Below are 24,078 nucleotides of genomic sequence, written 5' to 3'. Positions count from 1 at the left end.
AGCGCCCGACCGACACCCATCCCGACCTCGACGTCGTCGACGCGTACGAGATCCAGCTGATCAATATCCGCAGGCGTCTCGATGCGGGTGCGAAGGTAGCCGGGCACAAGGTGGGCCTTGCGTCGGAGGCCATGCAGAAGATGATGGGCGTCGACGAGCCCGACTACGGGCATCTGCTCGACGAGATGCAGTACCACGAGTCGACCCCCATCGACACGGCTCGGCTCTGCTTCCCGCGGGTCGAGGTGGAGGTCGGGTTCATCCTCGGCAAGGACCTGCCGGGGGAGGGGTGCACCAACGACGACGTCATCGATGCCGTCGAGTGGGTGGTGCCGTCGATCGAACTCATCGATTCGCGGATCACGGACTGGAAGATCACGCTCTGCGACACCATCGCCGACAACGCGTCGTCGTGCGGATGGATTCTCGGCGAGCAGCGGGTGGCCATCGGCGATATCGATACCGGCGACGTCGACGCGGTGCTGCACCGCAACGGTGAGGTCGTCGCCAAGGGCAATTCGTCTGCGGTACTCGGACATCCGCTCAATGCGGTGTCGTGGCTCGCGCGCAAGGTCGAGGGTTTCGGGGTGCGGCTGCGCAAGGGCGACCTGATCCTTCCCGGGACCGCGACACGGGCCTTCGACGTCGCGCCCGGCGACCACGTCGTCGCCGAGTTCGCGGGACTCGGCACCGTCACACTGGACTTCGACTGAGTCTCAACAGTTTTCGTCAAGAATCATGACCACTCACCCACAGGAGGCACCGTGGCGGCAACGCTGACCGCAGCCATCATCGGGTCGGGCAACATCGGCACCGACCTCATGTACAAACTCGAACGCAGTCAGGTCATCGACCCGCGCTGGATGGTCGGTATCGACGCCGACTCCGAGGGCATGAAACGTGCCGCCGACCACGGGCTGATCACCATGAGCGGCGGCGCCGACGAGTTGCTCGCGTCGTCGGAGAAGCCCGATCTGATCTTCGAGGCGACGTCGGCCTACGTGCACCGCGAGTACGCGCCTCGCTACGAGGAGGCAGGCATCATCGCCGTCGACCTCACACCCGCGGCGGTCGGGCCCGCTGTGGTGCCGCCCGCCAACCTGCGCGAGCACCTCGACGCCCCGAACACCAACATGATCACCTGCGGTGGGCAGGCGACCATCCCGATGGTGCACGCGGTGAGTTCGGTTGTTCCGGTGCCGTATGCGGAGATCGTCGCATCGGTGGCATCGGTCTCGGCGGGGCCGGGCACGCGCGCCAACATCGACGAGTTCACGCGCACGACGTCGAAGGGGATCGAGACGATCGGCGGTGCGCAGCGCGGCAAGGCGATCATCATCCTCAACCCGGCCGATCCACCGATGATCATGCGCGACACCATCTTCTGCGCGATTCCCGAGGATGCCGACACCGACGCGATCGCCGCGTCGATTCATCAGCGCGAAAAAGACATCCAGGCATACGTTCCCGGCTACCGGCTGCTACAGGACCCGCAGTTCGATCCGCCCAGTGTGCTCAACGGCGGGCACGCGCGCGTCTCGATCTTCGTCGAGGTCGAGGGCGCGGGCGACTTCCTGCCGCCGTACGCGGGAAACCTCGACATCATGACGGCTGCCGCCACCAAGGTCGGCGAAGAAATCGCGAAGCAGAAGCTGGGGGTGTCGGCATGACCACGGCGACAACAGATCTCATGGCGCACGCGCGCAAGTACTCCGACACGCTCGACATCCGGATCACCGACTCGTCGCTCCGCGACGGCAGCCACCACAAGCGCCACCAGTTCACCGTCGACGAGGTGCGGTCCATCGTCGGCGCGCTCGACGACGCCGGCGTCCCGGTGATCGAGGTGACCCACGGCGACGGGCTCGGCGGGTCGTCGTTCAACTACGGCTTCTCCAAAACCCCTGAGCAGGAACTGATCAAGGCGGCCGCCGAGACCGCGCAGCGTGCCAAGATCGCGTTCCTGATGCTGCCGGGGCTCGGCACCAAGGACGACATTCGGGCCGCGCAGGACAATGGCGGTCAGATCTGCCGGATCGCGACGCACTGCACCGAGGCCGACGTGTCGATTCAGCACTTCGGCCTGGCTCGCGAGCTGGGTTTGGAGACTGTCGGGTTCCTGATGATGAGCCACAGTCAGCCGCCGGAAGTGCTTGCCGCACAGGCGCGAATCATGGCCGATGCCGGATGTCAGTGCGTGTACGTCGTCGACTCCGCCGGGGCGCTCGTGCTCGAAGACGTGACGGTCCGCGTGCAGGCACTCGTTGCCGAACTCGGCGACGACGCCCAGGTCGGCTTCCACGGCCACGAGAACCTCGACATCGCGGTTGCCAACTCCATCAATGCCATTCGCGCAGGAGCGCAGCAGATCGACGGATCGATCCGCCGTTTCGGCGCAGGCGCGGGCAACACGCCGACGGAGGCCTTCGTCGGAGTCTGCGACAAGCTCGGGATCACCACGGGCGTCGACTTCATGAAGATCGCCGACGCCGCCCAGGACGTCGTGCGACCCGCCATGCCGTCGGAGTGCCTCGTCGACCGCTCGTCAATGATGATGGGCTACGCGGGCTGCTACAGCTCGTTCCTCAAGCACGCCGAGGGCCACGCCGAACGGTACGGCGTCTCCGCGGCGGACATCCTGCTCGAGGCCGGCAACCGTAAACTCGTTGGCGGCCAGGAGGATCAGCTCATCGATATCGCCCTTGAGCTGAGGAAGAAGGCCGACGCGAACGCCGGCGTCTGAGGGGTTCCGCGTTCGCCCAAACGCGGCCCGAACGTGTAGACGCGGCTGGTGTACCAGCCGCGTTTGCAGGTTCGAGCCGCGTCTGGAGTTCGACGATCCGCTCACGCCACGTCGAGCTGCAGTCTTGTCAGCCACTGCCGGACCGACGCCGCGACGGTGCCCCGCTCGAGGTCGGCCCAGGTCCAGCGGATCACCATGACGCCGAGTCGACGCAGTCGGTCCTCGCGCTTCTTCTCCCGGACCACGGCGTCGGTGGCGTCCTCGCCGGGCCGTAAGTACTTCTGGTACTTCACCTTTCCGTCGAACTCTCCGACGAGTAGCCCCGACCAGTCGAAGTCGCTTCGCGCGACGAACCCGTCCTGATCGCGGAACTCGTGCTGCAGGCGTGGAATGGGCAGGCCCGCCTCGATGATCTGCGCCCGACACCACGACTCACCGGGACTCTCCGCGTCGGCCGTGGCGTGTGCGAGCGCACGGCGCGCCTGCCCGACGCCCCGCCGCGTGGCCCGCAGCATCTTGCGCATCACCTTGCGGTCGGCGCCGAGGCGCAGCGCGGCGTCGAGCACTGCGAGTGCGCCCGCGAAGCCCATCGGGCTCGTGCAGGCGATGTCGACGGCTGTTCGTTCGAGCGAGCTGACCAGCACACCATCGACGTCGACTGTCTCGCTGGGCGCGACCACTCCGACGTGCGTGTGCCTGGTGGCCGTGCGTCCGCCGTGGTTGGCGTCACCGGTGGTGACGTGCAGGCGCTGGAAGTTGGGCTTGAGCATCGGCAGCCTGTGCATTGCGGCGGCCGACTGATGGGTCACCACTCCCGCGACAGTGCCGAGCATGGCCGACGCGATCACGGTCAGCCGGTGCGCGTCGTCGGGTGTGCGTTTCTCGGCGGGCGCGAAGGCGCCACGGCCGACACGGACGATCTCGCCGCGTCGGCACGCTCGGCGCAGATCGTCGTCGGTGAAGCCAGCTGCAAGCGCCGTCTTGCGGTAGATGATGCCGTGGTCGTCTGCGATGAACGGGGTCATGACAGCTCCGACGCGCGCGAGCGCCCGGCGGTTCCCCTTGCACCCAAACGCGGCCCGAACGTGCAGACGCGGCTGGTACACCGACCGCGTCTGCACGTTCGAGCCGCGTCTGGAGCCCGCCTACATCCCGGCCGGCGGGTGCCCCAGCGAGATCAGTGCGCCGTTGGGGTCGTGCACCGTGGCGAGGGTGCCGTACGGCGTGTCCGTGGCGGGCATCATGACCGAGCCGCCGAGCTCCTCGGCGCGCTTGACGGTCGCGGGTACGTCGTCGACGCAGATGTAGATCTGCCAGAAGGAGGGTAGTTCCGGCGGAAAGAGGTTGGCCGCGTCCATGATTCCAGCGTAGGCCATGTCGCCGAAGAAGACCTGCGCGTACCGCAGCGGGCTGCCCGGCTCGACGATCTCGACGGCGCTGTTGTCGATGACCGACTCGACGCGAGCGCCGACGACCTCCGGATAGAACACCACCGATTTGGTGTAGTCCTGGCTCACGCACTCGAACCAGTACGGCGCGCCGTGGACGCCCCACTCGGCAAAGCCCTTGTGCTTGTTGGCTTTCCAGAAGCCGATCACCGCGCCTGCGGCGTCGACCGCCACGGCCATCGTGCCCTCCTCGCCGACCTCCATCGGAGGCAGCATGACCGATCCGCCCGCTGCCTTGACCAGGTCGAGAGTGGCCTCGGGGTCGTCGGTGCGTAGATACGACGACCAGACGTTGGGTACCGACCCCTCGCCCATGGCGGGCATCAGGCCGGCGATGCGGTGACCGTTGAGAGTGAAGTTCTGGTATCCACCGAAGTCGGGGTTCGGCTCCTCGACCTTCCACCCGAACAGGTCGCTGTAGAAGTCGATGGCCTTCGCGGTGTCGCTGCTCATCAGGTCGAACCAGACGGGTGCGCCGGGGGGAGCGGTGTAGTCGGTCATGGCAGTAGCTCTTCTCTGTGGTCGCTGGTCTCGGACGCTGGTACTGACCTTCATCCTTGCGAAAAGTCATCGGCGGCGTCGGTGAACACCGGAGGTCGGTACGCGAGCGAGACCCGGGGTGGCACGCTTGACCCCATGACAGAACGTGCGCGCGCACTCGCATGGCCGCTTTTCGCCGTGTCCGGCCTGCTGATCGTCGCGTTCAGCCTGGTGTCGTGGGGCGACTCCAGCCAGGGGCTCAGCTCCAAGATCTCCGGTGTCGGGCGCGTATCGGTGCCCGGTGCCGCGCCGGAAGACGTCGCATTCCTGGAAGCGCACACGCAACGTCCCGGACTGATCACCATCGTGTTGGGTGCGGTGATCGCTGCCGTCGCGGCAGTGGGATGGTGGCGTCGTCGGCTGCGCCCGATCGCGCTCGCAGTGATCGGGCTCGCCGCGGTCGGAGCCGCGGTGGCCGCGGCAATCGTGGTTGCCGACCCGTCCGGACAACTGCTCGACGACGCGGTGACCAGCACCCTCGAGCTCGCACCGGGCGAACAGATCCTCCAACCGGGCTACGGCGTGATCGCGGTGCTCGTCGTCGCGATTCTGCTCGCCGTCGGCGTGGTGTTTGTCAGCGCCACAGCAGTGCTCACGAGTACGAGGCTCACCAGTACCCGTCGGGATCGGACTCCGGCGACTCCGCCGGGATGATCCCTTCTGCGACACCGTGATCGATGCTCGCCGACAGCCGCGAGCAGGTCGGGACGAGCGCCGGATTCCCGCCCTCGGCACGTATGCGGGCGAGTTCGTTGCACCGCTCTCGGGCGTCCGCGTTCCACTGCACGCTGGTGTGGTGCGAGCTGGTCTTCTTGACCAGCACGCACGCGTGGCATCCGCGGCACTCGATCTCGGTCATGCCGCCGCGAAGATAGTGTTCGCGGTCGCGTGCCGTCGACTCGTGGACCGCGGCCCGACGCTGCGGATCGTCGCCGAAGTCGGGTGCCTTCGACCACCCGGCGAGGGCGGGAGAGGTACCCCGCGGGGTCTCGCCTGTCTCCGTGCGATCGGCGGCGGTGGTCATGGTCAGACGCGCGTGTCGGTGTCGGACGAGTTGTCCGCGGAGGAATCGTCAGGAGCCGCAGCCTCTGCCGCCTCGCGTTCCTGCTTGCGGCGCAGGTTCTCGGCCACCTCGATGCTCCAGTTCTCGACGGCCTTGGTGGTGTCGATCTCGTATTCGAAGCGCTGGGTCATCTCGTCGGAGACGTCGGCCTTGTCGACGTAGAACTGTTCGTACCAGCGTCGAAGTTGGTAAACCGGACCGTCTTCTTCGACGAGAAGCGGGTTGTCGATGCGTGTCTTGTTCTTCCAGATCTCGACGTCCTGCAGGAACCCGACCTCGACGCCCTTGGAGATCTTGTGGGCCATCCGCGACGCCTGCTCGCCCGTCATGCCGTCTGGCACCTTGGCCATCACGCCGTACATCAGCACGAACGAGTTGGCGTCGATGGGGTAGTGGCAGTTGGTCAGGATGGTCTCGATCTTGAAGTCGCCGTAGAACTGGACCATCGGGTTGAGCATGTACGACGGCCCGTAATACGCGGCCATCGATTCGAGGCGGCTCTCGGCATATCCGCTGCCGAAGTCGATGTCGGGTCGGCCGTGGGAGTTCATGTACTGCGCGGCGGTCTCGCCCTCGAAGACGTTCTTGAAGTAGTCGGGCAGCGCGTAGTGGACGTAGAAGAAGTGCGCCATGTCGACGACGTTGTCGATGATCTCGCGGCAGTTGGAACCCTCGATCACCAGGCGGTTCCAGGTCCATCCGGTCCAGGCGTCGCTACCGACCTCGTCGAGTTCCGGGACGACGCAGTCATCTGGTGGCGGGTTGCCCTCCGGGTCGTTGTAGACGAAGACCTGTCCGTTGCGGATCATCGTCGGCCACGAACGTGTCTTGGCGAGTTTGGGATTGCGCTTCGCGTACGGCACGCCCGCGCAACGTCCGTTGCCCTTCCACATCCAGCCGTGGAACGGGCACGCGACGTTCCCGTCGCGGATAGAGCCCTGGCTGAGATCGCCGCCCATGTGCCTGCAGTACGCGTCGAGGATGTTGACCTCGCCGTCGTGTATCCACAGCGCGAGTTTGGTGCCGAACACGGTGATCGAGTGGGGCTCGCCGTCGTCGAACTCAGACAGCAGGCCGAGGCAGTGCCAGCCGCGCGCGAACCGCGTCGGGGGTACTCCGGTGTCGATCTCGCGCACGTCACTGTCGCGTGCCGCACCGGATGCTCCGGTGTGGGCAGCGGGTCGTGGGGTAACGGTCATCTCCGATGCTCCTTGAGGTGGGGGCTGGTCTACATCGAATACTAGAACAGGTTCCAGTATTCGTGTCCACATCGACTCTGCGCTGCCCGATCGCAGCAGTACATCGGGCCAAGGTCCCGTGTTTCCGAATATCTCGACAAAAACTAGAACCTGTTCTAATCTCAGATCTGAAACCAGTGTCTCACGACCGCGAATCGACAGGTAGGAGCCGGGCCAGATGCCAGCACATGAGCCGTCAGCACAACAATCGATGGCGCCGGGCGCTCAGACGAGCGCCGATCGGGCAGACGCGGCTGCACAGGTGCTCGAGAAGGTCAACGCACTGCTGCCCGAGATCGAGCAGCGGGCGCAACAGACCGAGGACCTCCGCCAGATCCCGGACGAAACGGTGTCCAGCCTCGACGACGCAGGTTTCTTCAAACTGCTGCAGCCATCGCAGTGGGGTGGATACGAGGCCGACCCGGTCACGTTCTACGAAGCGGTACGCAGGATCGGCAGCGCCTGCGGGTCGACCGGATGGGTCTCCGGCATCATCGGCGTCCACAACTGGCACCTCGCCCTGTTCGACCAGCAGGCACAGGAAGACGTCTGGGGCTCCGATCCGTCGGTGCGCATCTCGTCGTCGTATGCCCCGATGGGTGCCGGCCAGGTGGTCGACGGCGGGTACATCGTCAACGGGTCGTGGGCGTGGTCGTCGGGTAGTGGCATCGCCGACTGGGTGTTCGTCGGCGGCCCGGTCATCAAGGACGGCAAGCCCGTCGACTTCGTCAGCTTCCTGATTCCGCGTGAGGACTACAACATCAAGGACGTCTGGAACGTCGTTGGCCTGCGGGGCACCGGCTCGAACACGATCGAGGTCAAAGACGTCTTCGTGCCCAAGCATCGCATGCTGAGCTACCGCACGATGGGGATGGGTCAGGCGCCAGGACTCGAGCGCAACACCGCCCCCGTCTACAAGATGCCTTGGGGCACAATTCATCCCAGCACCATCTCGACGCCGATCGTCGGCATGGCCTACGGGGCGTATGCCGCGCACGTCGAACATCAGGGCAAGCGCGTGCGTGCCGCATATGCGGGCGAGAAAGCCAAGGACGATCCGTTCGCGAAAGTCCGGATCGCCGGTGCGGCAAGCGATATCGACGCGGCATGGCGACAGCTGTCGGGCAACCTCGCCGACGAGTACAACTACATCCTGCGTGGTGAGGAGGTGCCGATGGAACTGCGGCTCGCCGCACGTCGCGACCAGGTGCGGGCAACCGGCCGGGCGATCGCCTCGATCGACACGCTGTTCGAGAACTCGGGTGCGCACGCCCTCGAGAACGGCACGCCCATCCAGCGCTTCTGGCGCGATGCCCACGCGGGACGCGTCCACGCCGCCAACGACCCCGAGCGTGCCTACGTCGCATTCGGCAACGGCGAGTTCGGAATTCCCGTCGGCGACACGATGGTCTGAGTGGAGTAATAGAAACGATGAGCGACAGCCCCATCAGTTCCCTCGGTTACATGCGCATCGAGGCCACCGACATGGCCGCGTGGCGCGAATACGGACTCAAGGTTCTCGGCATGATCGAGGGCAAGGGTGCAACACCCGATGCCCTGTATCTACGCATGGACGACTTTCCGGCGCGACTGGTTATCGTGCCGTCCGACCGCGACCACCTCGGCAGCACCGGCTGGGAGTGTCCGAATGCGCAAGCGCTGCAGGATGTTCGGGACCGTCTCGCATCCGCGGGCGTGATCTTCCGCGAGGGTAAAGACGAGGAACGCGCCGATCGTCGGGTCGACGAAATGATCGTCTTCGACGACCCGGCCGGCAACACCCTCGAGGTATTTCACGGTGCAGCACTGGAACATCGCCGCGTCGTCAGTCCGTACGGGCACTCGTTCGTCACCGGCGACCAGGGACTCGGCCACGTCGTACTCACCTGCGACGACGACAAAGCCGCGCTGGCCTTCTACCGCGACGTCCTCGGCTTCAAGCTGCGTGACTCGATGCGTCTGCCACCGCAGGTGGTGGGCCGTGAAGAAGGCGACGAGGTTCCGTGGCTGCGCTTCCTCGGATGCAACCCGAGACATCATTCGCTCGCGTTCCTGCCGATGCCGAACGCGACGGGCATCGTGCACCTCATGGTCGAGGTCGGTGAGTCCGACGACGTCGGGCTCTGCCTCGACAGGGCGCTGCGTCGTAAAGTGCCGATGTCTGCATCGCTCGGACGCCACGTCAACGACCTGATGCTCTCGTTCTATATGAAGACCCCCGGCGGATTCGACGTCGAATTCGGTTGTGAGGGAAGACAGGTCGACGACGGCGAGTGGGTGGCGAGGGAGAGTACCGCGGTGAGTTTGTGGGGACACGACTTCACCGTCGGATTCAAGAACCAGTGAACGAAAGGGCGAGCGCCCAGATGGCTGCGACACCGTACGGGTCAAGCGATTTCGACACACGTCAGTTCCGCACGGCGATGGGGCAGTTCTGTACCGGCGTCACCGTCATCACCACGCTCACCGCGGATGGGGCGCCGTCGGGATTCGCCTGCCAGTCGTTCGCGGCGCTCTCGCTCGATCCGCCTCTCGTGCTCTTCTGTCCGCAGAAGACGTCGCGGACCTGGCGGGTGATCGAAGAGAACGGGAAGTTCTGCGTCAACATCCTCTCCAACCGGCAGCAGGATGTCAGTGCTGCCTTCGGCGCACCGGGCGACGACAAGTTCGCGGGAATCGCCTGGGACCCTTCGCCCGCGGGACTGCCCGTGATCAGACACGGATTGACTTGGGTCGAATGCTCCGTCGAACGCGTCGACGACGGCGGCGACCACCACATCGTGATCGGTCGGGCACTCACGCTCGGAGAAGTGCTGCAGGACAAGCCACTTCTCTTCTACCGCGGCGGCTATCTGTCGACCGAGCATCCGCGGGTCACCCCAGCGCAGGCCGAGCTCGACAATTTCCTGACATGGACCGGAGGAGATACGTGGTTATGACGACGAATGCCGTCTCGCACACAGTCGACGTGACCGGTTCCTTCACCGACGCGATCACGCAGGCACAGGCGTTGGTCGCCAACGCCGACTTCGCGCGCACGGATGCCGATCTCGCAGAGGGATTCGACTATCTCGCCGGAAGTATCGCGGCAACACTGCAATTGGCGCGAGCGCGCAGTCGGACCCATCCAGGGTTCATCACCTCGACGGGACCGGCCACCAAGATGGGTCTCGACAACCCGGACACCCTCTACCTCCACGCCGACATCGAGCCGAGCGCCACGTATCGGGTCTGGGGACGCCGCGGCAGCACAACGGATCTGAGTTTCCAGGTACTGCGCGGCGACTACACACCCAGCGAGGTGCCCGGCGGCGACGACGCCTTCGACGACCGGCGGATTCCGATCAACGCCGACGGGACGTTCGAGATCACGTTCGGGCCGGATCTGTCCGCGGCGTCTGCGCGTGACGACTACTTCGCGCTCGGCGATGGCGCGTCGATGCTCGCGGTGCGTGAGGTGTACTCCGACTGGTCGCAGCGCAGGGGAGAGATCGCCATCGAGCGTGTCGACACGGTGGGCAGCGCTCCCGCCGACCTCGACCTCGCGCGAGTGCAGCGGCGGTACGCCACCGCGGGCAAGATGCTGCTCGCACGGCTGAACACCTGGTTCAACTTTCCGAAGTGGTTCTACCTCGACGAGCCGGTCAACACCTTCACACCGCCGCGGCTCACGCCCGGTGGACTGTCGACACAGTATTCGTCCGTCGGGCATTTCAGACTGCTGCCCGGCGAGGCCATGATCATCACGGTTCCGAAATCTGCTGCGCCATATCAGGGTTTTCAGCTCGGCAGCATGTGGTACATCTCGCTCGACTACGTCAACCACCAGACCAGCCTGAACTCCGCGCAGGCGCAGGTTGACCGTGACGGCATGATCCGATTGGTACTTGCGCACGAGAATCCCGGCGTCGCCAACTGGATCGAGACCACCGGTCACGAGGTCGGGATCATGCAATTCCGTTGGCAGCGAACAGATGTGCCGATCCCGCCGGAACAAGGGCCGACGGCACAGGTCGTCGACGCGGGCGACATCGCCGATCATCTGCCCTACCTCGACGACAACAGGCTCGACCCCGCGGGATGGGCTGCGCGAATCGCCCTCCGCCAGCGCGGTTTTGCAGAGAGAATGCTGGGGTGACTGACATGGCGGGTGTGGGACTCCTCGACGACAAGGTGGTCGTCGTATCCGGGGTCGGACCGGGACTGGGTCGAGCGATCTGCCTGCGCGCGGCAGCACACGGCGCTCGCGTGGTGCTCGCTGCGCGAACCGAGTCGCGACTCAAGGAGATCTCCGCCGAGGTCGACGCTGCCGGTGGCCGCTCACTCGTCGTGCCCACCGATATCACCGACGACGATGCGGTCGACCAGTTGGTCGCTGCCACGCTTGCCGAGTACGGGCGGGTGGACGTCGTCGTGAACAATGCCTTTGCGCTTCCCTCAATGAAGCCGTTGGCCCGCACCGACTTCGAGCAGATCAACGCGAGTATCGAACTGACCGTACTCGGCACGCTGCGCGTTGTGAAAGCCTTCACCGGGGCACTTGCCGACGCGGCGTCGGAGTCTTCTTCGCCGCGAGCGACGAGTGCGATCGTCAACATCAATTCGATGGTGATCCGACACTCCGAACCGCGTTACGGCAGTTACAAGTTGGCGAAGTCGGCGCTGCTGGCGATGTCGCAGACGTTGGCCACGGAATTGGGTGACAAGCGGATACGGGTGAACTCCGTTGCGCCGGGATACATCTGGGACGATCAGCTCAAGTGGTACTTCGGCGAGGTCGCCAAGAAGTACGGCATCAGCGAGGACGACGTCTACGCGCAGACCGCCGCGCGCTCCGACCTCAAGCGGCTGCCGGAGCCGGACGAGATCGCTGACGCCGTCGTGTTTCTCGCCTCCGACGCGGCCAGTGCGATCACCGGCCACACCCTCGACGTGAACTGTGGGGAGTACCATGACTGAGTCAGTCGGCAGGCGCAACGTCGGAACGATCGACGATCTGCACGAATCTGCCACGAGAACAACGGGTCTCGATGACTTCGGCGACGACGCGTACCTCGAGCCGCTCGGTGTGCTTCTCGATTCGTACACGAACGAAGCGGGCCTCACCGAGCTCGGTAGCAAGATGTTTCGGTACTTCCTCAAAGGGGCGTTGATCGCTCGACTGATGAGCGAAGCGTCGTGGCGGGCCACCCCGTCGTACGCCGACGTCGAGATCACCCGTCCGATCTTCGTGACCGGGCTGCCACGCACCGGGACCACAGCCCTGCATCGGCTGCTCGCAGCCGACCCCGCGCACCAGGGACTCGAGATGTGGCTGACCGAGTTTCCGCAGCCGCGGCCGCCGCGCGAGCAGTGGGCAAACAATCCGGTTTATCAGCAGATCGATGCCGGTATCGCGCAGCACCACGTCGAGAATCCGGAGTTCATGGGTCTGCACTATCTCGACGCCGGCGAGGTCGAGGAGTGCTGGCAGTTGTTGCGGCAGAGCATCATGTCGATCTCGTACGAATCGCTCGCCTACGTGCCGACGTACTCGAAGTGGCTCGCCGAGCAGGACTGGACACCGGCCTACGCGCGGCATCGTCAAAACCTTCAGATGATCGGTTCGAATGATCCCGGCAAGCGATGGGTGCTGAAGAACCCGAGTCATCTCTTCGCGCTCGACGCGCTGATGGCGGTGTATCCCGACGCCCTGGTGATCCAGACGCATCGCGCGCCGGAGACGATCATCGCGTCGATGTGCAGCCTCGCCGAGCACGCCACTCCGGGGTGGTCGACGGTGTTCGTCGGCGACACGATCGGCCGGACGCAACTCGACCTCTGGTCGCGTGGATTGCACCAATTCTCGCAGGCGCGTGCGCAATACGACGAGGCGCAGTTCCTCGACGTCGAGTTCGACGACCTGCGGGCAGATCCGCTCGGGACCGTCGAACGTGTGTATGCGGCACTGGGCACCGAGATCTCTGGCGAGGCGCGTGCCGCGATGGTCGCCCTCGATGCCGAGAGTGCATCAGGCGCACGTCGGCCACACCACCGGTACGACCTGTCGGATTACGGATTCACGGAGGCGGAGGTCGCCGCGGCGTTCTAGAGTCGGGGCATGGCAGCACCCGAAGGGCGACGTACCACAGAGGGTTTTCGACGGTTGATCTCGTTCGCCGATGCGGTGGTTGCCATTGCGCTCACCCTGTTGGTCCTGCCTCTTGCTGAGATCGGTAAGGAGATCGGGAGCGATACGACGGTGGTCGCGGTTCTTCGTGACCACTCCAGTGAGCTACTCGGATTTCTCATCAGCTTTTTCGTGATCTGGGTGTTGTGGCGCAATCACCATCGCATGATCGAGTATTTCGACGCCTACGACCGGGTGCTGTTCGAGTTGCACATGGTGTGGCTGTTCACGATTGTCGTGCTGCCCTTCGCGACCTCGCTCATCAGTGGTCCGACGTTGAAGTGGGGGACGGCGTTCTACATCGCGGTGCTTCTGGTGTCGGTGTCGAGCCTGGTGGCGATGAGTGAGTGGGGCAGGAGGCATCGGGAGCTGTTGGCGACTGGGCACGATGTCGACGAGTGGGTGGCGAGCGCGCCCGATCTCGGAACGGTGATTGCGCTCGTCGTTGCGCTCATCGGGTCGCTGGTGGTGCCGCAGTGGGGGAGCTGGTGGCTGGTGCTGCTCTTCTTGGCGGGTCCCGCTGACAAGATCGTCGCGGCCGTGGCCCCGCGCAGGTAGTCTCCCGCTGGTCGAGCGGGCGCGAGCGCAGCGAGCACCCGAGTCGAGACCACTTTCTGCGGCTGGTGGTCTCGACAAGCTCGACCAGCGGTGGGGGCTCGACCGGCGGTGGGGTGGTCTCGACAAGCTCGACCAGCGGTTGGGGCTCGACCGGCGGTGGGGTGGTCTCGACAAGCTCGACCAGCGGTAGGGGCTCGACCAGCGGTTGGGGCTCGACCGGCGGGTCTCGACAGGCGAGATTTCCTCGCTGGTCGAGCGGGCGCGAGCGGAGCGAGCACCCGAGTCGAGACCACTTTCTGCGGCTGGTGGTCTCGACAAGCTCGACCAGCGGTGGGGCGCTCGACCAGCGGGTAGGCGCTCGATAAGCGGATGGGACGCTCGACCAGCGGCGCGCTCGAGCCGCGGCTCGGCTAGCCGCGCAGGGCGTCGACCATCTCGGCGACGACGTCGTGTGGTTGGCCGAAGAGCTGGGCGCTGCCGTGGGCGCACTTGAAGTAGAGCCCGATGTCGTGCTCGGCGGTGATCCCGATGCCGCCGTGGATCTGGATCGCCTCGCCCGCGACGGTGGCGAACGATTCCGAGCAGTAGACGTGGGCAGACGCCGCGAGGTCGGCGCCATTCGGGTCGTCGGAGACGACGGCCTCGATGGCCGCGCGCGCGAGCGATCGCGACGACTCGACGAGCGTGTACATGTCGGCCATGCGGTGTTTGAGCGCCTGGAACGACCCGATGATCCGGCCGAACTGCGTCCTCGACGATGCGTGCTCCACGGCGAGCCGCAGCGCGCGGTCGGCGCCACCGACCTGTTCGGCGGCCAGGAGCGCCCAGGCCAGCGTGCGCAGTCGCGCCACCACGTTGCCCTCCGCGGTGATCGCTGTGGCCGCGGTGTCGTCGAAGGTGATGCGGGCCAACGGCCGCGTCGGGTCGACCGTGGGGAGTGCCGTCACCTCGATGCCGTCGGCGTCGGCGTCGACGACGTGCAGTGTCACGCCGGACGGTGTGCCGGCGAGGACGAGCAGCAGGTCGGCGGACTCGCCGTCGATGACGAACTCTGCTGTGCCGGTGAGTAATCCGGCCTCGCTCGAAACACCGGGGTTGTCCCACCCCGTCGCGCCCGCCCAGCACAGACTCGCGATGCGTTCTCCCGATGCGATCTCGGGAAGGAACCGCGCGCACGCGTCGGTATCGCCGCTGAGCAGCAGTGCGCCGGTGGCGAGTGCGGTCGAGAAGACCGGCACGGGACTCAACGTCGCGCCGAGTTCTTCGAGCACGGTCGCGGTTTCGACGAACGACGCCCCCGCCCCGCCGAACTCTTCGGGGACTGCGAGTGCTGCCACGCCGATCTCGTCGCACAGCGTGCGCCACAGGGCGTCGTCGAACCGGCGGGGCGTGCGCATCGCCGCGCGCACCGCTGTCGAGTCGGATCGCTTGGCCAAGAGGTCGGCGACGGACTGGCGCAACGCATCCCGGTCCTCGGTGGATATCGCGCTGTCTGTTGTCGCGCCGTCTGTTGTCGCGCCGTCTGTTGTCGCGCCGTGTGTTGTCGTGCTCACAGCGACTCCAGAATCCGCGCGCGATGCTGTGCCGGCGTCCCCCACGCGCTCACCAGTGCGCGAGTCTTGGTGAGGTACAACGACAGATCGTGTTCGGAGGTGTATCCGATCGCGCCGAGAACCTGAAGAGATCGCCGGGATGCCAGGTACGCGGCGTCGGCTGCCGCGACCTTGGCCGCGGAGATGTCACGGCTCGCGTCGACGCCCTCGGGAACTCCGCCGTCGATGCCGACCGCTGCACCGTGGACGAGTGGACGCGCCATTTCGAGGGCGATCGCGACGTCGGCGAGGTGATGTTTGACCGCCTGGAACGATCCGATCTGACGTCCGAATTGCCTGCGTGACAATGCGTAGTCGGATGCGATTCGGAGCATCGTCGAGCCGAGGCCGAGTAGTTGGGCCGCGGTGGCCAGTGCGCCGAACTGTGCGGCTCGGTCGCCATCGACACCCTCTGTGATCACCTCGGCCGGGCGCACCGTGGACACCGTTCGCGTGGGATCGACCGACTGTGCCGTGTCGTCGACCGTCGCGAGCGACAACACGTCGTTGTCGACTACGTACACACGTTCGGCAGCATCGGTGTCGGCTGCGCGCGGAGATAGTGGCGCGATTGCCGCCGAACTCAGCCGCCCGGATGCCGCGGCGTCGAGCGCATCTGACTCCGTGGCCGACCGCAGCAGGATCGGCACCACCGCAACGGATTCGACGATCGGCCCGGGCAATGCGTGCCGCCCGATCTCTTCGAGTGCGACGACCATCTCGACGGCGCCTGCTCCGGCGCCACCGTGCTCCTCGTCGATGAGCAGTCCGAAGACGCCGATGTCCGCGAGCTGACGGAAGACGCCTGCCGCGGGCGCGTGATCACCGCCAGCCCACGCCCGTGCGACGGCGGGCGTGTCGGCTTTGGTGAGGAGCGTGTCGACGCTCGACGCGAGGTCGTCGTGGATATCGGACAGCAGAAAGTCCATCGTTCACCTATCCCCGCGCGGGAGGCCGAGCAGACGCTCCGCGATCACATTGCGCTGAATCTCGTTGGTGCCTGCATAGATCGGCCCGGACAGGGAAAAGAGATAGCCGTCAACCCATGCGTCGTCGATCTCGGCGTCGGTGCCCCGTAGCTCCAGGGCCGTCTCGTGGGCCGCGATGTCCCACTGCGACCAGAAGACCTTGTTGATCGACGATTCCATGCCCAACTGGCCACCGGCGGCGAGCCTGCTGACCGTCGCGTACGTCGACAGCTCGTAGGCCCGCGAGCCGATCCAGGCGTCGGCGACGCGTGTATCGACGCCGGAGGTCGTGGGTACGTTGTCTCGCTGTGCTTTCCACAGGTCGACGAGGCGGTCCGTGGTGGCGAGGAAGCGACCAGGTGAACGCAACGACAACCCGCGCTCGTTGGCGGCGGTACTCATCGCGACGCGCCAGCCGTTGTCGACGTCGCCGATGACGCCGGAGTTCGCGCGATCGGTCGGGTCGTCGGGGACGAAGACGTTCTCGCAGAAGACTTCTGCGAAACCCGGCTCGCCGTCGAGTTGGGGGATCGGCCGCACCGTGACGCCCGGGCTGCGAAGGTCGAACATGAAGTAGGTGAGTCCCCGGTGGCGTTGCGCCTCTTTGTCGGTGCGGAACAGTCCGAATGCCCAGTCGGCGAAGCTCGACCGGGAACTCCATGTCTTCTGGCCGTTGAGGAGCCAGCCACCGTCGGTGCGGGTGGCCGTCGAGCGGAGTGACGCCAGATCGCTGCCGGCTTCGGGTTCGCTCCAGGCCTGGCCCCAGATATCGTCGGCACGCGCCATGCGGGGCATGATGCGGGCCAGTTGTTCGGGATGCGCGTGCTCGAAAAGCGTTGGTGCCAAGAGGAAGATGCCGTTCTGGCTCACCCGCCCTGGTGCGCCTGCGCGGTAATACTCCTCCTCGAAGATGACCCATTGCAGGAGCGGGGCGTCGCGGCCACCGAATTCCTCCGGCCAGCTCACCACCGACATGCGGTCGGCGGCCATCGTTCGTTCCCACTCCCGGTGCGCCTCGAAACCCTCGGCCGTGTCCATCGAGGGAAGTGGTTGTGCGGGAACATGATCTGCGAGCCAGGCGCGCACCTCGGAGCGGAACTCGTCAGCGGCGTCGTCGAACGTCAGGTCCATGGGTCAGCGTCCGTTCGACGTCGAACCAGCGGACGCCTTCATCGACTTGGCGTCCATGCCGCCGAGCGAATCTCCGCCGGAGGATTCGGCATTGGCCGAATGGGCGAAATGGTGCCAACCGAATACGGAGTCCATCGCGGTGCGCATGCCCATCTGGTCCTCGCAGATGTTCACCGCCTTCTTGGACAAGAACAGTCCCTGCATCGGCATCGCCACGATGTTCTCGCAGATCGCATCGACCTTGGCGGCCAGGCCATCCCGCTCGACGACGTGGTTGACCATGCCCCACTGTTCCGCCTGTATCGCGGTGAAACGCTCGCCGGTGAACAGGATCTCCTTGGCTCGACGTGGACCGAGCACGTAGGCGTGTGCGAAGTACTCGACGCCCGGAATACCCATGCGTGCAACGGGATCGGAGAAGAACGCGTCGTCGGAGGCGACGATGAAGTCGCATACCCAGGCGAGCATCAGTCCGCCCGCGATGCATGCGCCGTGCACGGCCGCGATCATCGGCTTCGGGATCTCCCGCCACCGCCTGCACATCCCGAGGTAGACCTCGGTCTCGCGGGCGAGACGTTGATCGGCTCCCGACTTGTCTGTGTGGTCCCAGTGCAGGGCGGCGACGTTGTCGTAGTACGTGTCGAAGTCGCGTTCCGGGGTACCGATGTCGTGGCCCGCCGAGAAGTGTTTGCCGTTGGCACGAAGCACGATCGCCTTGACGCCGGGGTCGTCGACTGCCTTGCGGAACGCGGCGTCGAGCGAGTACGTCATCACCGAGTTCTGGGCATTGCGGTACTCGGGCCGGTTCAGCGTCACGTAGGCGACGGCGCCACCTGGTCCGCCGACCTCGTAGGCGACCGGCGAGGTGTCCGGGCCGAGGTCGTCGGGACCAAGTGGGGCGGGGATCACGGCGTCGCTCATGCTCACGAGCCTAACCTAGCAAATGCTTGGTTGGTAGTGTTGTGCCGTGCTGCCCAGGTTGGCGCCCGGGGTTCAGCGCACGGTGATTGTTCCGCTGCAGGCGGTGGTGGGGATTGCCCACAGCGCGTTGCGGTTGACCGCGCTGAGCGTGACCCGGACCTTGCCCGGTCCGGTGTCGAGCGCGAAGGTGGGCCCGCCGACGTAGAGGCCGATCTTTGCCGTGTTGAAGGCAGTCCCTTTGCGGTTGTTCGTCAGGTTGTGCCAGTCGAGTCGACCGACGGATTCGTAGCCTCCGCTGAACGTCCAGAAGGACGAGATGTCGCGGACAGCGGCGGTGACTCTGCCCGGTCCCGTCCCGGAGACGAACAGTCGCGCGGTGCTGTAGGGCTGGTCGACGATGTTCGGGCTGATTCCCCAACACCGTTCGAGGGGTGCGACCGTTTCGGCATGGGCGGTGCCCGAGCCGACGCTGAGCGCGGCGAATGAGGACGCGGCAATGGCGGCTGCTGCGAGTCCAGTTGTGAGGCGGGTGCGGATCGTGTGTCGATGATGCATGGTGTAGTCCTCGATCGGGTTCGAGTGCGAAGGTGTTGCATCGGGGCGTGCGGCGATGCACGGCGGTTAATTCGGGCAATTCGCCTGAACCGTTAGCCGGGATTGTGAGCTGTGACACGACCGTGACGTGGCAAGCTGACACCATTCGGCGTCAGGGGCGAGATGAAGGTGGGCGCGACGGAAGTGACGGCACGATGACGGCAGGTGGTGGCGACGGTGGGCGGCCGTCGGGCAACGAGCGCGATCTGAGCCCGAATGTGGTGTGGCAGGCCGGCAAAGTGGCTCGGGAGCAGCGCCCCCATCGTGGTGGGACCCTGTGGATCACCGGATTGTCGGGCTCTGGAAAGTCCTCTGTGGCAATCGAACTCGAGCGTCGACTCGTGGCGCTGGGGCGCCCGGCATATCTGATGGATGGCGACAATCTCCGACACGGCCTCAACTCCGACCTCGGTTTCAGCGACGACGATCGGCGCGAGAACATCAGGCGCACAGCAGAAGTCGCGGCACTGTTCGCCGATTCGGGTTCTGTCGCGATCGTCTCACTGATCTCGCCGTTCGCAGCGGAGCGTCAGCGCGCCCGCGAGATTCACGACGAACGCGCGCTGCCGTTCTACGAGATCTTCCTCGACACGTCGTTACAGGAATGCGAACGTCGCGATCCCAAGGGCCTCTATGCCCGTGCGCGGCGCGGTGAGATCAGTCACTTCACCGGTATCGACTCGCCCTACGAGCGGCCGGAGAAACCGGACGTCGTGATCAGGCCGACGGACGGGCTACCAGCGGAGACGGCTGCCGCTGTCCTTGAGCAGCTCGGGCTATGAGCGCTACGTTCTCGGTCTACGATCAGCAGGCGTCGGCGTAGTCGGCGCGCGCAGGCGCATCCCGGCGCCTGGGTGAGAGGTGGAGGGACCACGAGTGGACGACCGCAGCCTGGCCGGAGAATTGGCGACCGCAGCAGGTGAATTGCTTCTCGACATCCGTGCGAACAGCGGCCTGACCGGTCGCGCGCTCGGTGACGAGGGAGATCGACGTTCCAACGACTTTCTGCTCGCCCGCCTCGCCACCGATCGCCCCGACGACGCCGTGCTCTCGGAGGAGTCGACGGACGACAAGGCTCGGCTGATCTCGCCGCGCGTCTGGATCGTCGATCCCGTCGACGGCACACGGGAATACGGCGCTGTCGACGAATCCGGTGAGGGCCGTCGGGATTGGGCTGTGCACGTCGCGCTGTGGTCGTCGACCGGCGGCGGCACGCTCATCGCCGGTGCCGTCGCGTTGCCCGCCCTCGGCATCACCTACGTCGACGACGAGACGCCCGTGGCACCGACCGAAGGTCTCGCCGACGTTCCGCGCGGTGACGCCCCGCGCGTCGTCGTCAGTGGCTCTCGTCCGCCCGCGTTCTCGCAGGCCGTCGCCGACGCGATCGGTGGCGAGGTCGTGCAGATGGGCTCAGCGGGAGCGAAAGCGATGGCCGTGGTGCGCGGCGAGGCCGACGCCTACGTGCACGCGGGTGGCCAGTACGAGTGGGATTCCGCGGCCCCGGTGGCCGTCGCTCAGGCAAAAGGTCTGTGGTGCAGTCGAATCGACGGTTCGCCGCTGGTCTACAACCAGGACGACACGTATCTGCCCGACCTGGTGATCTGCCGACCGGAGTTGCGCGACACGATCATCGCGGTCACGAGTTCAGAGCCAACCCCGACATCAGAGTCGCGATAGCTGCGCGTACGTCGCTTGCCTCGATCCGCATCAGGTCGTCGGCGGATAGTGCGCTCAGATCGCCTGCGGTGAGCCGATATTCGCGCTCCTCCTCGGCGGACTCGACGATGTTCCGCACGAATCGGCCGTTGCCCGCCAGGTCGATTCCCCGCCGCAACCCCGCGCCGGCTTCGCGCACGTCCTCATACAGCGGTGCACACGCCTGCTCGATTTCGGCTGCCGCCTCGGGGGTGAGTATCGAATCACGACGCCGCGCGAGGTATTCGCCGATGCGGGCCAACTCCTGCGGCGTGTACGACTCGAAGCGGATGCGTCGGGCGAATCGTGACGCCAGGCCGTCGTTGGAGGCGAGGAATCTGTCGATCTCGGCGTCGTAGCCCGCGATGATCACCACGAGCCGGTCGCGGTTGTCCTCCATGCGCGCGAGCAGGGTGTCGACGGCCTCGCGCCCGAAGGCGTCGCCACCGGAAAGTCCTTGCTGGACAAGGGTGTACGCCTCGTCGATGAACAAGACGCCGTCCATGGCCGAGTCGATCAGCGCCGCCGTCTTGATGGCCGTGCTGCCCAGATGTTCGCCGACCATATCGCGCCGGGTGGCCTCGACGACCTTGTCGGACTTGATGAACCCGAGGCCGCAATACATCTTCGCGATCACGCGCGCGACGGTCGTCTTGCCGGTGCCCGGCGGCCCGGTGAATGCCAGGTGCAGGCTGCGCGCCGACGTCGAGAGCCCGCGGTCGGCGCGAATTCTGGCCAGCGTCGCCGCGGACTGTAGTTTGGCGACCTGCTCCTTGACCGACGTCAGTCCGATCTGGGCGTCGAGCTCTGCCTGCGCAGCGCTCACCAGATCTTCCGCCGAGTGCGACACCTCGTCGGAGTTACTCGACGTGAGAGTCGGTGGAGTCGTCGGGACAGACGCGGGATCCCACGGATCGGTCCGCGCAGCGATCTCGTCGGCACTGGTGACGGTGAGTCGCGTCGCGGGCGACCGGAGAGCGTCGGCCGCCGCGGTGAGGGTGGGATCGCTGGCGAAGGCCTGCTCGAGCATCGACGTGGCCTCCGCCTGTTTGCCCTCGCCACGCAGTGTCAGCCCGTAGGTGTACATCGCACGGCTCGCACATGCGGGAATGGCGGACGACATGGCTCGTTCGAGGCGTCGAAGGGCTTCGGCGCTCATTCCGAGTTGCGCGCACGCGGTGCCCGTCAGGTAGTCGGCGACCGCGCTCATGTGCGGGTCGCGCCACTGTTCGGAGCGCGCGAGCGTCGACAACACATCCGGCCACCGCCCGGTGCGGAAGTAGAGGACGGCTTCGATGAACGTTACGATCGGTGTTCGACGCTGCGCTGCAATCGCGTCCACGACGTCACGTGCTCCGGCGAAGTCGTCGCCCGCGATCAGCGTCGCGGCGTACGCGGCCGCGGCCTCGACGGCGTCGGACAGTGGGTAGTCGAGGAACATGCCGGTGTACCAGCGCCCGACCAACGTTCGCGGCGGCAGGCCCAGCCTGCGTTGTTCCGCGCCGATGCGATCGCTGTGGCGAAAGAGCGCGAGAAGTACCTCGTTCGACGTGTCGCCGCAGGCCAGGCGGCCGAGCCAGGCGTCGGCCATGCTCGGGTCCCACTCGCTGGCGCGCGTGAACGCCTTGGTGGCCTGCGCCCTGTTGTCGACCGGGTCGGTGCCCTCGACGGGGATCCCCAGTGAGAGCACCCCGAGCTCGAAGAGCTGCCGCGCCTTGCGGACGTCGGTCATCATCCCCCCAAAAAGTCCGATTGAACCGCTTCGCGTAGATCAATCACCGTAGCCGTTGTGCCGCGCGCCGGGGCCGTGCTCGACACAGTCCGAGGTCGTTGCGGGCCGGGCGGTAGAATCTGGCAGGTGAGCGATCCTGTGGAGACCGTGTCTGTGGATTCAACGTCTGTGGATTCAATCGAACGGGCAGTCGAGAGCCCCGATCAGCCCCAGCCCTACAAGGAGCTCGGACTCAAGGACGACGAGTACGAGCGGATCAAGCAGATCCTCGGGCGCCGACCCACTGATTCCGAACTCGCCATGTACTCGGTGATGTGGTCGGAGCACTGCAGCTACAAGTCGTCCAAGGTGCATCTGCGCTACTTCGGTGAGACCACCACGGAGGAAATGCGTTCGGGCATGCTCGCGGGCATCGGCGAGAACGCGGGCGTTGTCGACATCGGCGACGGCTGGGCCGTCACGTTCAAGGTCGAGTCGCACAACCATCCCAGCTACGTCGAGCCGTATCAGGGTGCAGCGACCGGTGTCGGCGGCATCGTCCGCGACATCATGGCCATGGGTGCCCGCCCGATCGCCGTGATGGACCAACTCCGCTTCGGCAAGGCCGACGCCCCCGATACGCGACGCGTGCTCGACGGCGTGGTCCGCGGTGTCGGCGGTTACGGCAACTCGCTCGGGCTGCCCAACATCGGCGGCGAGACGGTCTTCGACTCCAGCTATGCCGGCAACCCCCTGGTCAACGCGCTGTGCGCGGGTGCGTTGCGCACCGAGGACCTGCAACTGGCCTTCGCATCGGGCACCGGGAACAAGATCATCCTGTTCGGTGCTCGCACCGGACTCGACGGCATTGGCGGTGTGTCGGTGCTCGCGTCGGAGACCTTCGACGACACCGGCGAGTCCGGCCCCAATCGCAAGAAGCTCCCGAGCGTTCAGGTGGGCGATCCGTTCACCGAGAAGGTGCTCATCGAGTGCTGTCTCGAGCTCTATCACGCTGGGCTGGTCGTCGGCATCCAGGATCTCGGCGGTGCCGGACTTTCTTGTGCCACATCGGAATTGGCATCGGCCGGCGACGGCGGCATGAAGATCGAGCTCGAGAAGGTTCCGATGCGCGCGGTGGGGATGACGCCCGCAGAGGTGCTCTCCAGCGAGTCACAGGAACGCATGTGCGCGGTCGTCACCCCGGAGAATGTCGACGCCTTCCTCGCCGTGTGTCGCAAGTGGGATGTGCTCGCCACCGTGATCGGCGAGGTCACCGACGGCGACAACCTGGTGATCACGTGGAACGGTGAGACCGTCGTCGACGTCCCGCCGCGGACCGTCGCGCACGAGGGTCCGGTCTACGAGCGTCCGGTCGCCCGCCCCGACTGGCAGGACGGTGTGGTCGAGTCGACCACGGAGGCCCTGCAGCGTCCGTCGACTCCCGACGAACTGCGTCAGACGCTGCTCGACATGCTCGAGTCGCCCGCGCTCTGCAGCCGCAAGTTCATCACCGATCAGTACGACCGGTACGTGCGCGGCAACACCGTGCTCGCCGAGCATGCCGACTCCGGGGTGATTCGGATCGACGAAAAGACCGGTCGCGGAATCGCTTTGGCCACCGACGCGTCGGGGCGCTACACGTTCCTCGATCCGTACCGTGGTGCGCAGCTCGCGTTGGCCGAGGCGTACCGCAACGTGGCGGCGTCG

Annotated in this window: 23 protein-coding genes and 1 pseudogene; 14 read left to right on the top strand and 10 right to left on the bottom strand. The window is 65.9% G+C overall.

What is annotated here, in order from left to right:
• The 3 genes from A5777_RS11275 to dmpG form a co-directional block, all read left to right on the top strand.
• A partial coding sequence (locus A5777_RS11275; protein ID WP_064862720.1) for a 2-keto-4-pentenoate hydratase occupies positions 1–713 on the top strand: 713 nt, incomplete at its 5' end.
• A 51-nt stretch (positions 714–764) separates the two neighbouring features.
• Positions 765–1,670, top strand: a complete 906-nt coding sequence (locus tag A5777_RS11270) for an acetaldehyde dehydrogenase (acetylating) (protein WP_005204120.1) — start codon at positions 765–767, stop codon at positions 1,668–1,670.
• The gene (gene dmpG / locus A5777_RS11265; protein ID WP_049697727.1) at positions 1,667–2,743 is read left to right on the top strand and encodes a 4-hydroxy-2-oxovalerate aldolase; all 1,077 of its coding nucleotides are present in this window, start codon (positions 1,667–1,669) and stop codon (positions 2,741–2,743) included. Before A5777_RS11270 ends, dmpG begins: the two co-directional genes overlap by 4 nt.
• A 101-nt stretch (positions 2,744–2,844) precedes the next feature.
• Here dmpG and A5777_RS11260 read toward each other — a convergent pair whose 3' ends face one another.
• Complete coding sequence (locus A5777_RS11260) at positions 2,845–3,768, bottom strand: type IV toxin-antitoxin system AbiEi family antitoxin domain-containing protein (RefSeq protein ID WP_039855016.1); 924 nt, start codon at positions 3,766–3,768, stop codon at positions 2,845–2,847.
• A gap of 120 nt (positions 3,769–3,888) precedes the next feature.
• Complete coding sequence (locus A5777_RS11255) at positions 3,889–4,692, bottom strand: VOC family protein (RefSeq protein WP_005204126.1); 804 nt, start codon at positions 4,690–4,692, stop codon at positions 3,889–3,891.
• Between the two features lie 135 nt (positions 4,693–4,827).
• Between A5777_RS11255 and A5777_RS11250 the strand changes: the two genes are divergently transcribed.
• Entirely contained in the window at positions 4,828–5,385 is a 558-nt protein-coding gene (locus A5777_RS11250) for a hypothetical protein (protein WP_064862719.1), read from the top strand.
• Here A5777_RS11250 and A5777_RS11245 read toward each other — a convergent pair.
• Complete coding sequence (locus tag A5777_RS11245; protein WP_005204130.1) at positions 5,339–5,755, bottom strand: hypothetical protein; 417 nt, start codon at positions 5,753–5,755, stop codon at positions 5,339–5,341. The two genes, A5777_RS11250 and A5777_RS11245, sit on opposite strands and share 47 nt — an antisense overlap.
• 2 nt (positions 5,756–5,757) lie before the next feature.
• Positions 5,758–6,993, bottom strand: a complete 1,236-nt coding sequence (locus A5777_RS11240) for a Rieske 2Fe-2S domain-containing protein (RefSeq protein ID WP_064862718.1) — start codon at positions 6,991–6,993, stop codon at positions 5,758–5,760.
• A gap of 250 nt (positions 6,994–7,243) precedes the next feature.
• Here A5777_RS11240 and hsaA point away from each other — a divergent pair, with 250 nt between their 5' ends.
• Genes hsaA through A5777_RS11205 form a run of 7 tightly spaced genes read left to right on the top strand, consistent with a single transcriptional unit; the run spans position 7,244 to position 13,759 of the window.
• Positions 7,244–8,446 (top strand): 3-hydroxy-9,10-secoandrosta-1,3,5(10)-triene-9,17-dione monooxygenase oxygenase subunit, encoded by a 1,203-nt coding sequence (hsaA, locus tag A5777_RS11235; RefSeq protein WP_039855017.1) that lies wholly within the window; start codon positions 7,244–7,246, stop codon positions 8,444–8,446.
• Positions 8,447–8,463: 17 nt separating this feature from the next.
• Positions 8,464–9,378 carry an iron-dependent extradiol dioxygenase HsaC gene (gene hsaC / locus A5777_RS11230; RefSeq protein WP_005204141.1) on the top strand — a complete coding sequence of 305 codons (915 nt, stop codon included), beginning with the start codon at positions 8,464–8,466 and terminating at the stop codon, positions 9,376–9,378.
• A gap of 20 nt (positions 9,379–9,398) precedes the next feature.
• Positions 9,399–9,971 carry a 3-hydroxy-9,10-secoandrosta-1,3,5(10)-triene-9,17-dione monooxygenase reductase subunit gene (gene hsaB / locus A5777_RS11225; protein WP_005204144.1) on the top strand — a complete coding sequence of 191 codons (573 nt, stop codon included), beginning with the start codon at positions 9,399–9,401 and terminating at the stop codon, positions 9,969–9,971.
• Positions 9,968–11,170, top strand: coding sequence for a hypothetical protein (locus tag A5777_RS11220; RefSeq protein ID WP_005204146.1), 1,203 nt, complete (start codon positions 9,968–9,970; stop codon positions 11,168–11,170). The genes hsaB and A5777_RS11220 overlap by 4 nt, the downstream gene beginning before the upstream one ends.
• 5 nt (positions 11,171–11,175) lie before the next feature.
• On the top strand, positions 11,176–11,991 hold the full coding sequence (locus A5777_RS11215; RefSeq protein WP_039854998.1) for an SDR family oxidoreductase: 816 nt from the start codon (positions 11,176–11,178) through the stop codon (positions 11,989–11,991).
• Positions 11,984–13,123, top strand: coding sequence for a sulfotransferase family protein (locus A5777_RS11210; RefSeq protein WP_005204149.1), 1,140 nt, complete (start codon positions 11,984–11,986; stop codon positions 13,121–13,123). The genes A5777_RS11215 and A5777_RS11210 overlap by 8 nt, the downstream gene beginning before the upstream one ends.
• A 9-nt stretch (positions 13,124–13,132) precedes the next feature.
• A complete protein-coding gene (locus tag A5777_RS11205; RefSeq protein ID WP_064862717.1) occupies positions 13,133–13,759 on the top strand; it encodes a TMEM175 family protein in 627 nt (208 codons plus the stop codon).
• Between the two features lie 410 nt (positions 13,760–14,169).
• On the opposite strand, the gene A5777_RS11200 is transcribed toward A5777_RS11205, so the two are convergent.
• From A5777_RS11200 to A5777_RS11180, 5 genes are all read right to left on the bottom strand, one after another.
• Positions 14,170–15,312 carry an acyl-CoA dehydrogenase family protein gene (locus A5777_RS11200; protein ID WP_064862722.1) on the bottom strand — a complete coding sequence of 381 codons (1,143 nt, stop codon included), beginning with the start codon at positions 15,310–15,312 and terminating at the stop codon, positions 14,170–14,172.
• On the bottom strand, positions 15,309–16,280 hold the full coding sequence (locus A5777_RS11195) for an acyl-CoA dehydrogenase family protein (RefSeq protein WP_064862716.1): 972 nt from the start codon (positions 16,278–16,280) through the stop codon (positions 15,309–15,311). Before A5777_RS11195 ends, A5777_RS11200 begins: the two co-directional genes overlap by 4 nt.
• 3 nt (positions 16,281–16,283) lie before the next feature.
• Positions 16,284–17,450, bottom strand: a complete 1,167-nt coding sequence (locus A5777_RS11190) for an acyl-CoA dehydrogenase family protein (RefSeq protein ID WP_064862715.1) — start codon at positions 17,448–17,450, stop codon at positions 16,284–16,286.
• A 3-nt stretch (positions 17,451–17,453) separates the two neighbouring features.
• Positions 17,454–18,371, bottom strand: a complete 918-nt coding sequence (locus A5777_RS11185) for an enoyl-CoA hydratase (RefSeq protein WP_064862714.1) — start codon at positions 18,369–18,371, stop codon at positions 17,454–17,456.
• A 72-nt stretch (positions 18,372–18,443) separates the two neighbouring features.
• Positions 18,444–18,926 carry a hypothetical protein gene (locus A5777_RS11180; protein ID WP_005204166.1) on the bottom strand — a complete coding sequence of 161 codons (483 nt, stop codon included), beginning with the start codon at positions 18,924–18,926 and terminating at the stop codon, positions 18,444–18,446.
• A 254-nt stretch (positions 18,927–19,180) separates the two neighbouring features.
• Between A5777_RS11180 and cysC the strand changes: the two are divergent.
• Positions 19,181–19,747: pseudogene (gene cysC, locus A5777_RS11175) on the top strand (adenylyl-sulfate kinase); the annotation flags it as partial.
• Between the two features lie 94 nt (positions 19,748–19,841).
• Positions 19,842–20,642, top strand: a complete 801-nt coding sequence (locus A5777_RS11170; protein ID WP_064862713.1) for a 3'(2'),5'-bisphosphate nucleotidase CysQ — start codon at positions 19,842–19,844, stop codon at positions 20,640–20,642.
• Here A5777_RS11170 and eccA read toward each other — a convergent pair.
• Complete coding sequence (eccA, locus tag A5777_RS11165; RefSeq protein WP_064862721.1) at positions 20,602–22,392, bottom strand: type VII secretion AAA-ATPase EccA; 1,791 nt, start codon at positions 22,390–22,392, stop codon at positions 20,602–20,604. The genes A5777_RS11170 and eccA overlap by 41 nt on opposite strands.
• Positions 22,393–22,530: 138 nt before the next feature.
• On the opposite strand from eccA, the gene purL reads away from it, so the two are divergent.
• Positions 22,531–24,078, top strand: a 1,548-nt coding sequence (gene purL, locus A5777_RS11160) for a phosphoribosylformylglycinamidine synthase subunit PurL (protein ID WP_197501278.1), incomplete at its 3' end; no start/stop codon positions are given.

Source organism: Gordonia sp. 852002-10350_SCH5691597 (assembly GCF_001665715.1).
Lineage (GTDB): Bacteria > Actinomycetota > Actinomycetes > Mycobacteriales > Mycobacteriaceae > Gordonia > Gordonia sputi.
Note: the sequence above shows the minus strand (reverse complement) of the source record. Positions and strands in the feature narration are given on the sequence as shown.

Coding starts and splice junctions, on each gene's coding strand:
- eccA (WP_064862721.1), bottom strand. CDS start 22,392: ATGACCGACGTCCGCAAGGCGCGGCAGCTCTTCGAGCTCGGGGTGCTC.
- hsaA (WP_039855017.1), top strand. CDS start 7,244: ATGGCGCCGGGCGCTCAGACGAGCGCCGATCGGGCAGACGCGGCTGCA.
- A5777_RS11185 (WP_064862714.1), bottom strand. CDS start 18,371: ATGAGCGACGCCGTGATCCCCGCCCCACTTGGTCCCGACGACCTCGGC.
- hsaB (WP_005204144.1), top strand. CDS start 9,399: ATGGCTGCGACACCGTACGGGTCAAGCGATTTCGACACACGTCAGTTC.
- A5777_RS11240 (WP_064862718.1), bottom strand. CDS start 6,993: ATGACCGTTACCCCACGACCCGCTGCCCACACCGGAGCATCCGGTGCG.
- A5777_RS11245 (WP_005204130.1), bottom strand. CDS start 5,755: ATGACCACCGCCGCCGATCGCACGGAGACAGGCGAGACCCCGCGGGGT.
- A5777_RS11250 (WP_064862719.1), top strand. CDS start 4,828: ATGACAGAACGTGCGCGCGCACTCGCATGGCCGCTTTTCGCCGTGTCC.
- A5777_RS11180 (WP_005204166.1), bottom strand. CDS start 18,926: ATGCATCATCGACACACGATCCGCACCCGCCTCACAACTGGACTCGCA.
- A5777_RS11220 (WP_005204146.1), top strand. CDS start 9,968: ATGACGACGAATGCCGTCTCGCACACAGTCGACGTGACCGGTTCCTTC.
- A5777_RS11215 (WP_039854998.1), top strand. CDS start 11,176: ATGGCGGGTGTGGGACTCCTCGACGACAAGGTGGTCGTCGTATCCGGG.
- A5777_RS11190 (WP_064862715.1), bottom strand. CDS start 17,450: ATGGACCTGACGTTCGACGACGCCGCTGACGAGTTCCGCTCCGAGGTG.
- A5777_RS11260 (WP_039855016.1), bottom strand. CDS start 3,768: ATGACCCCGTTCATCGCAGACGACCACGGCATCATCTACCGCAAGACG.
- dmpG (WP_049697727.1), top strand. CDS start 1,667: ATGACCACGGCGACAACAGATCTCATGGCGCACGCGCGCAAGTACTCC.
- A5777_RS11205 (WP_064862717.1), top strand. CDS start 13,133: ATGGCAGCACCCGAAGGGCGACGTACCACAGAGGGTTTTCGACGGTTG.
- hsaC (WP_005204141.1), top strand. CDS start 8,464: ATGAGCGACAGCCCCATCAGTTCCCTCGGTTACATGCGCATCGAGGCC.
- A5777_RS11255 (WP_005204126.1), bottom strand. CDS start 4,692: ATGACCGACTACACCGCTCCCCCCGGCGCACCCGTCTGGTTCGACCTG.
- A5777_RS11210 (WP_005204149.1), top strand. CDS start 11,984: ATGACTGAGTCAGTCGGCAGGCGCAACGTCGGAACGATCGACGATCTG.
- A5777_RS11195 (WP_064862716.1), bottom strand. CDS start 16,280: ATGGACTTTCTGCTGTCCGATATCCACGACGACCTCGCGTCGAGCGTC.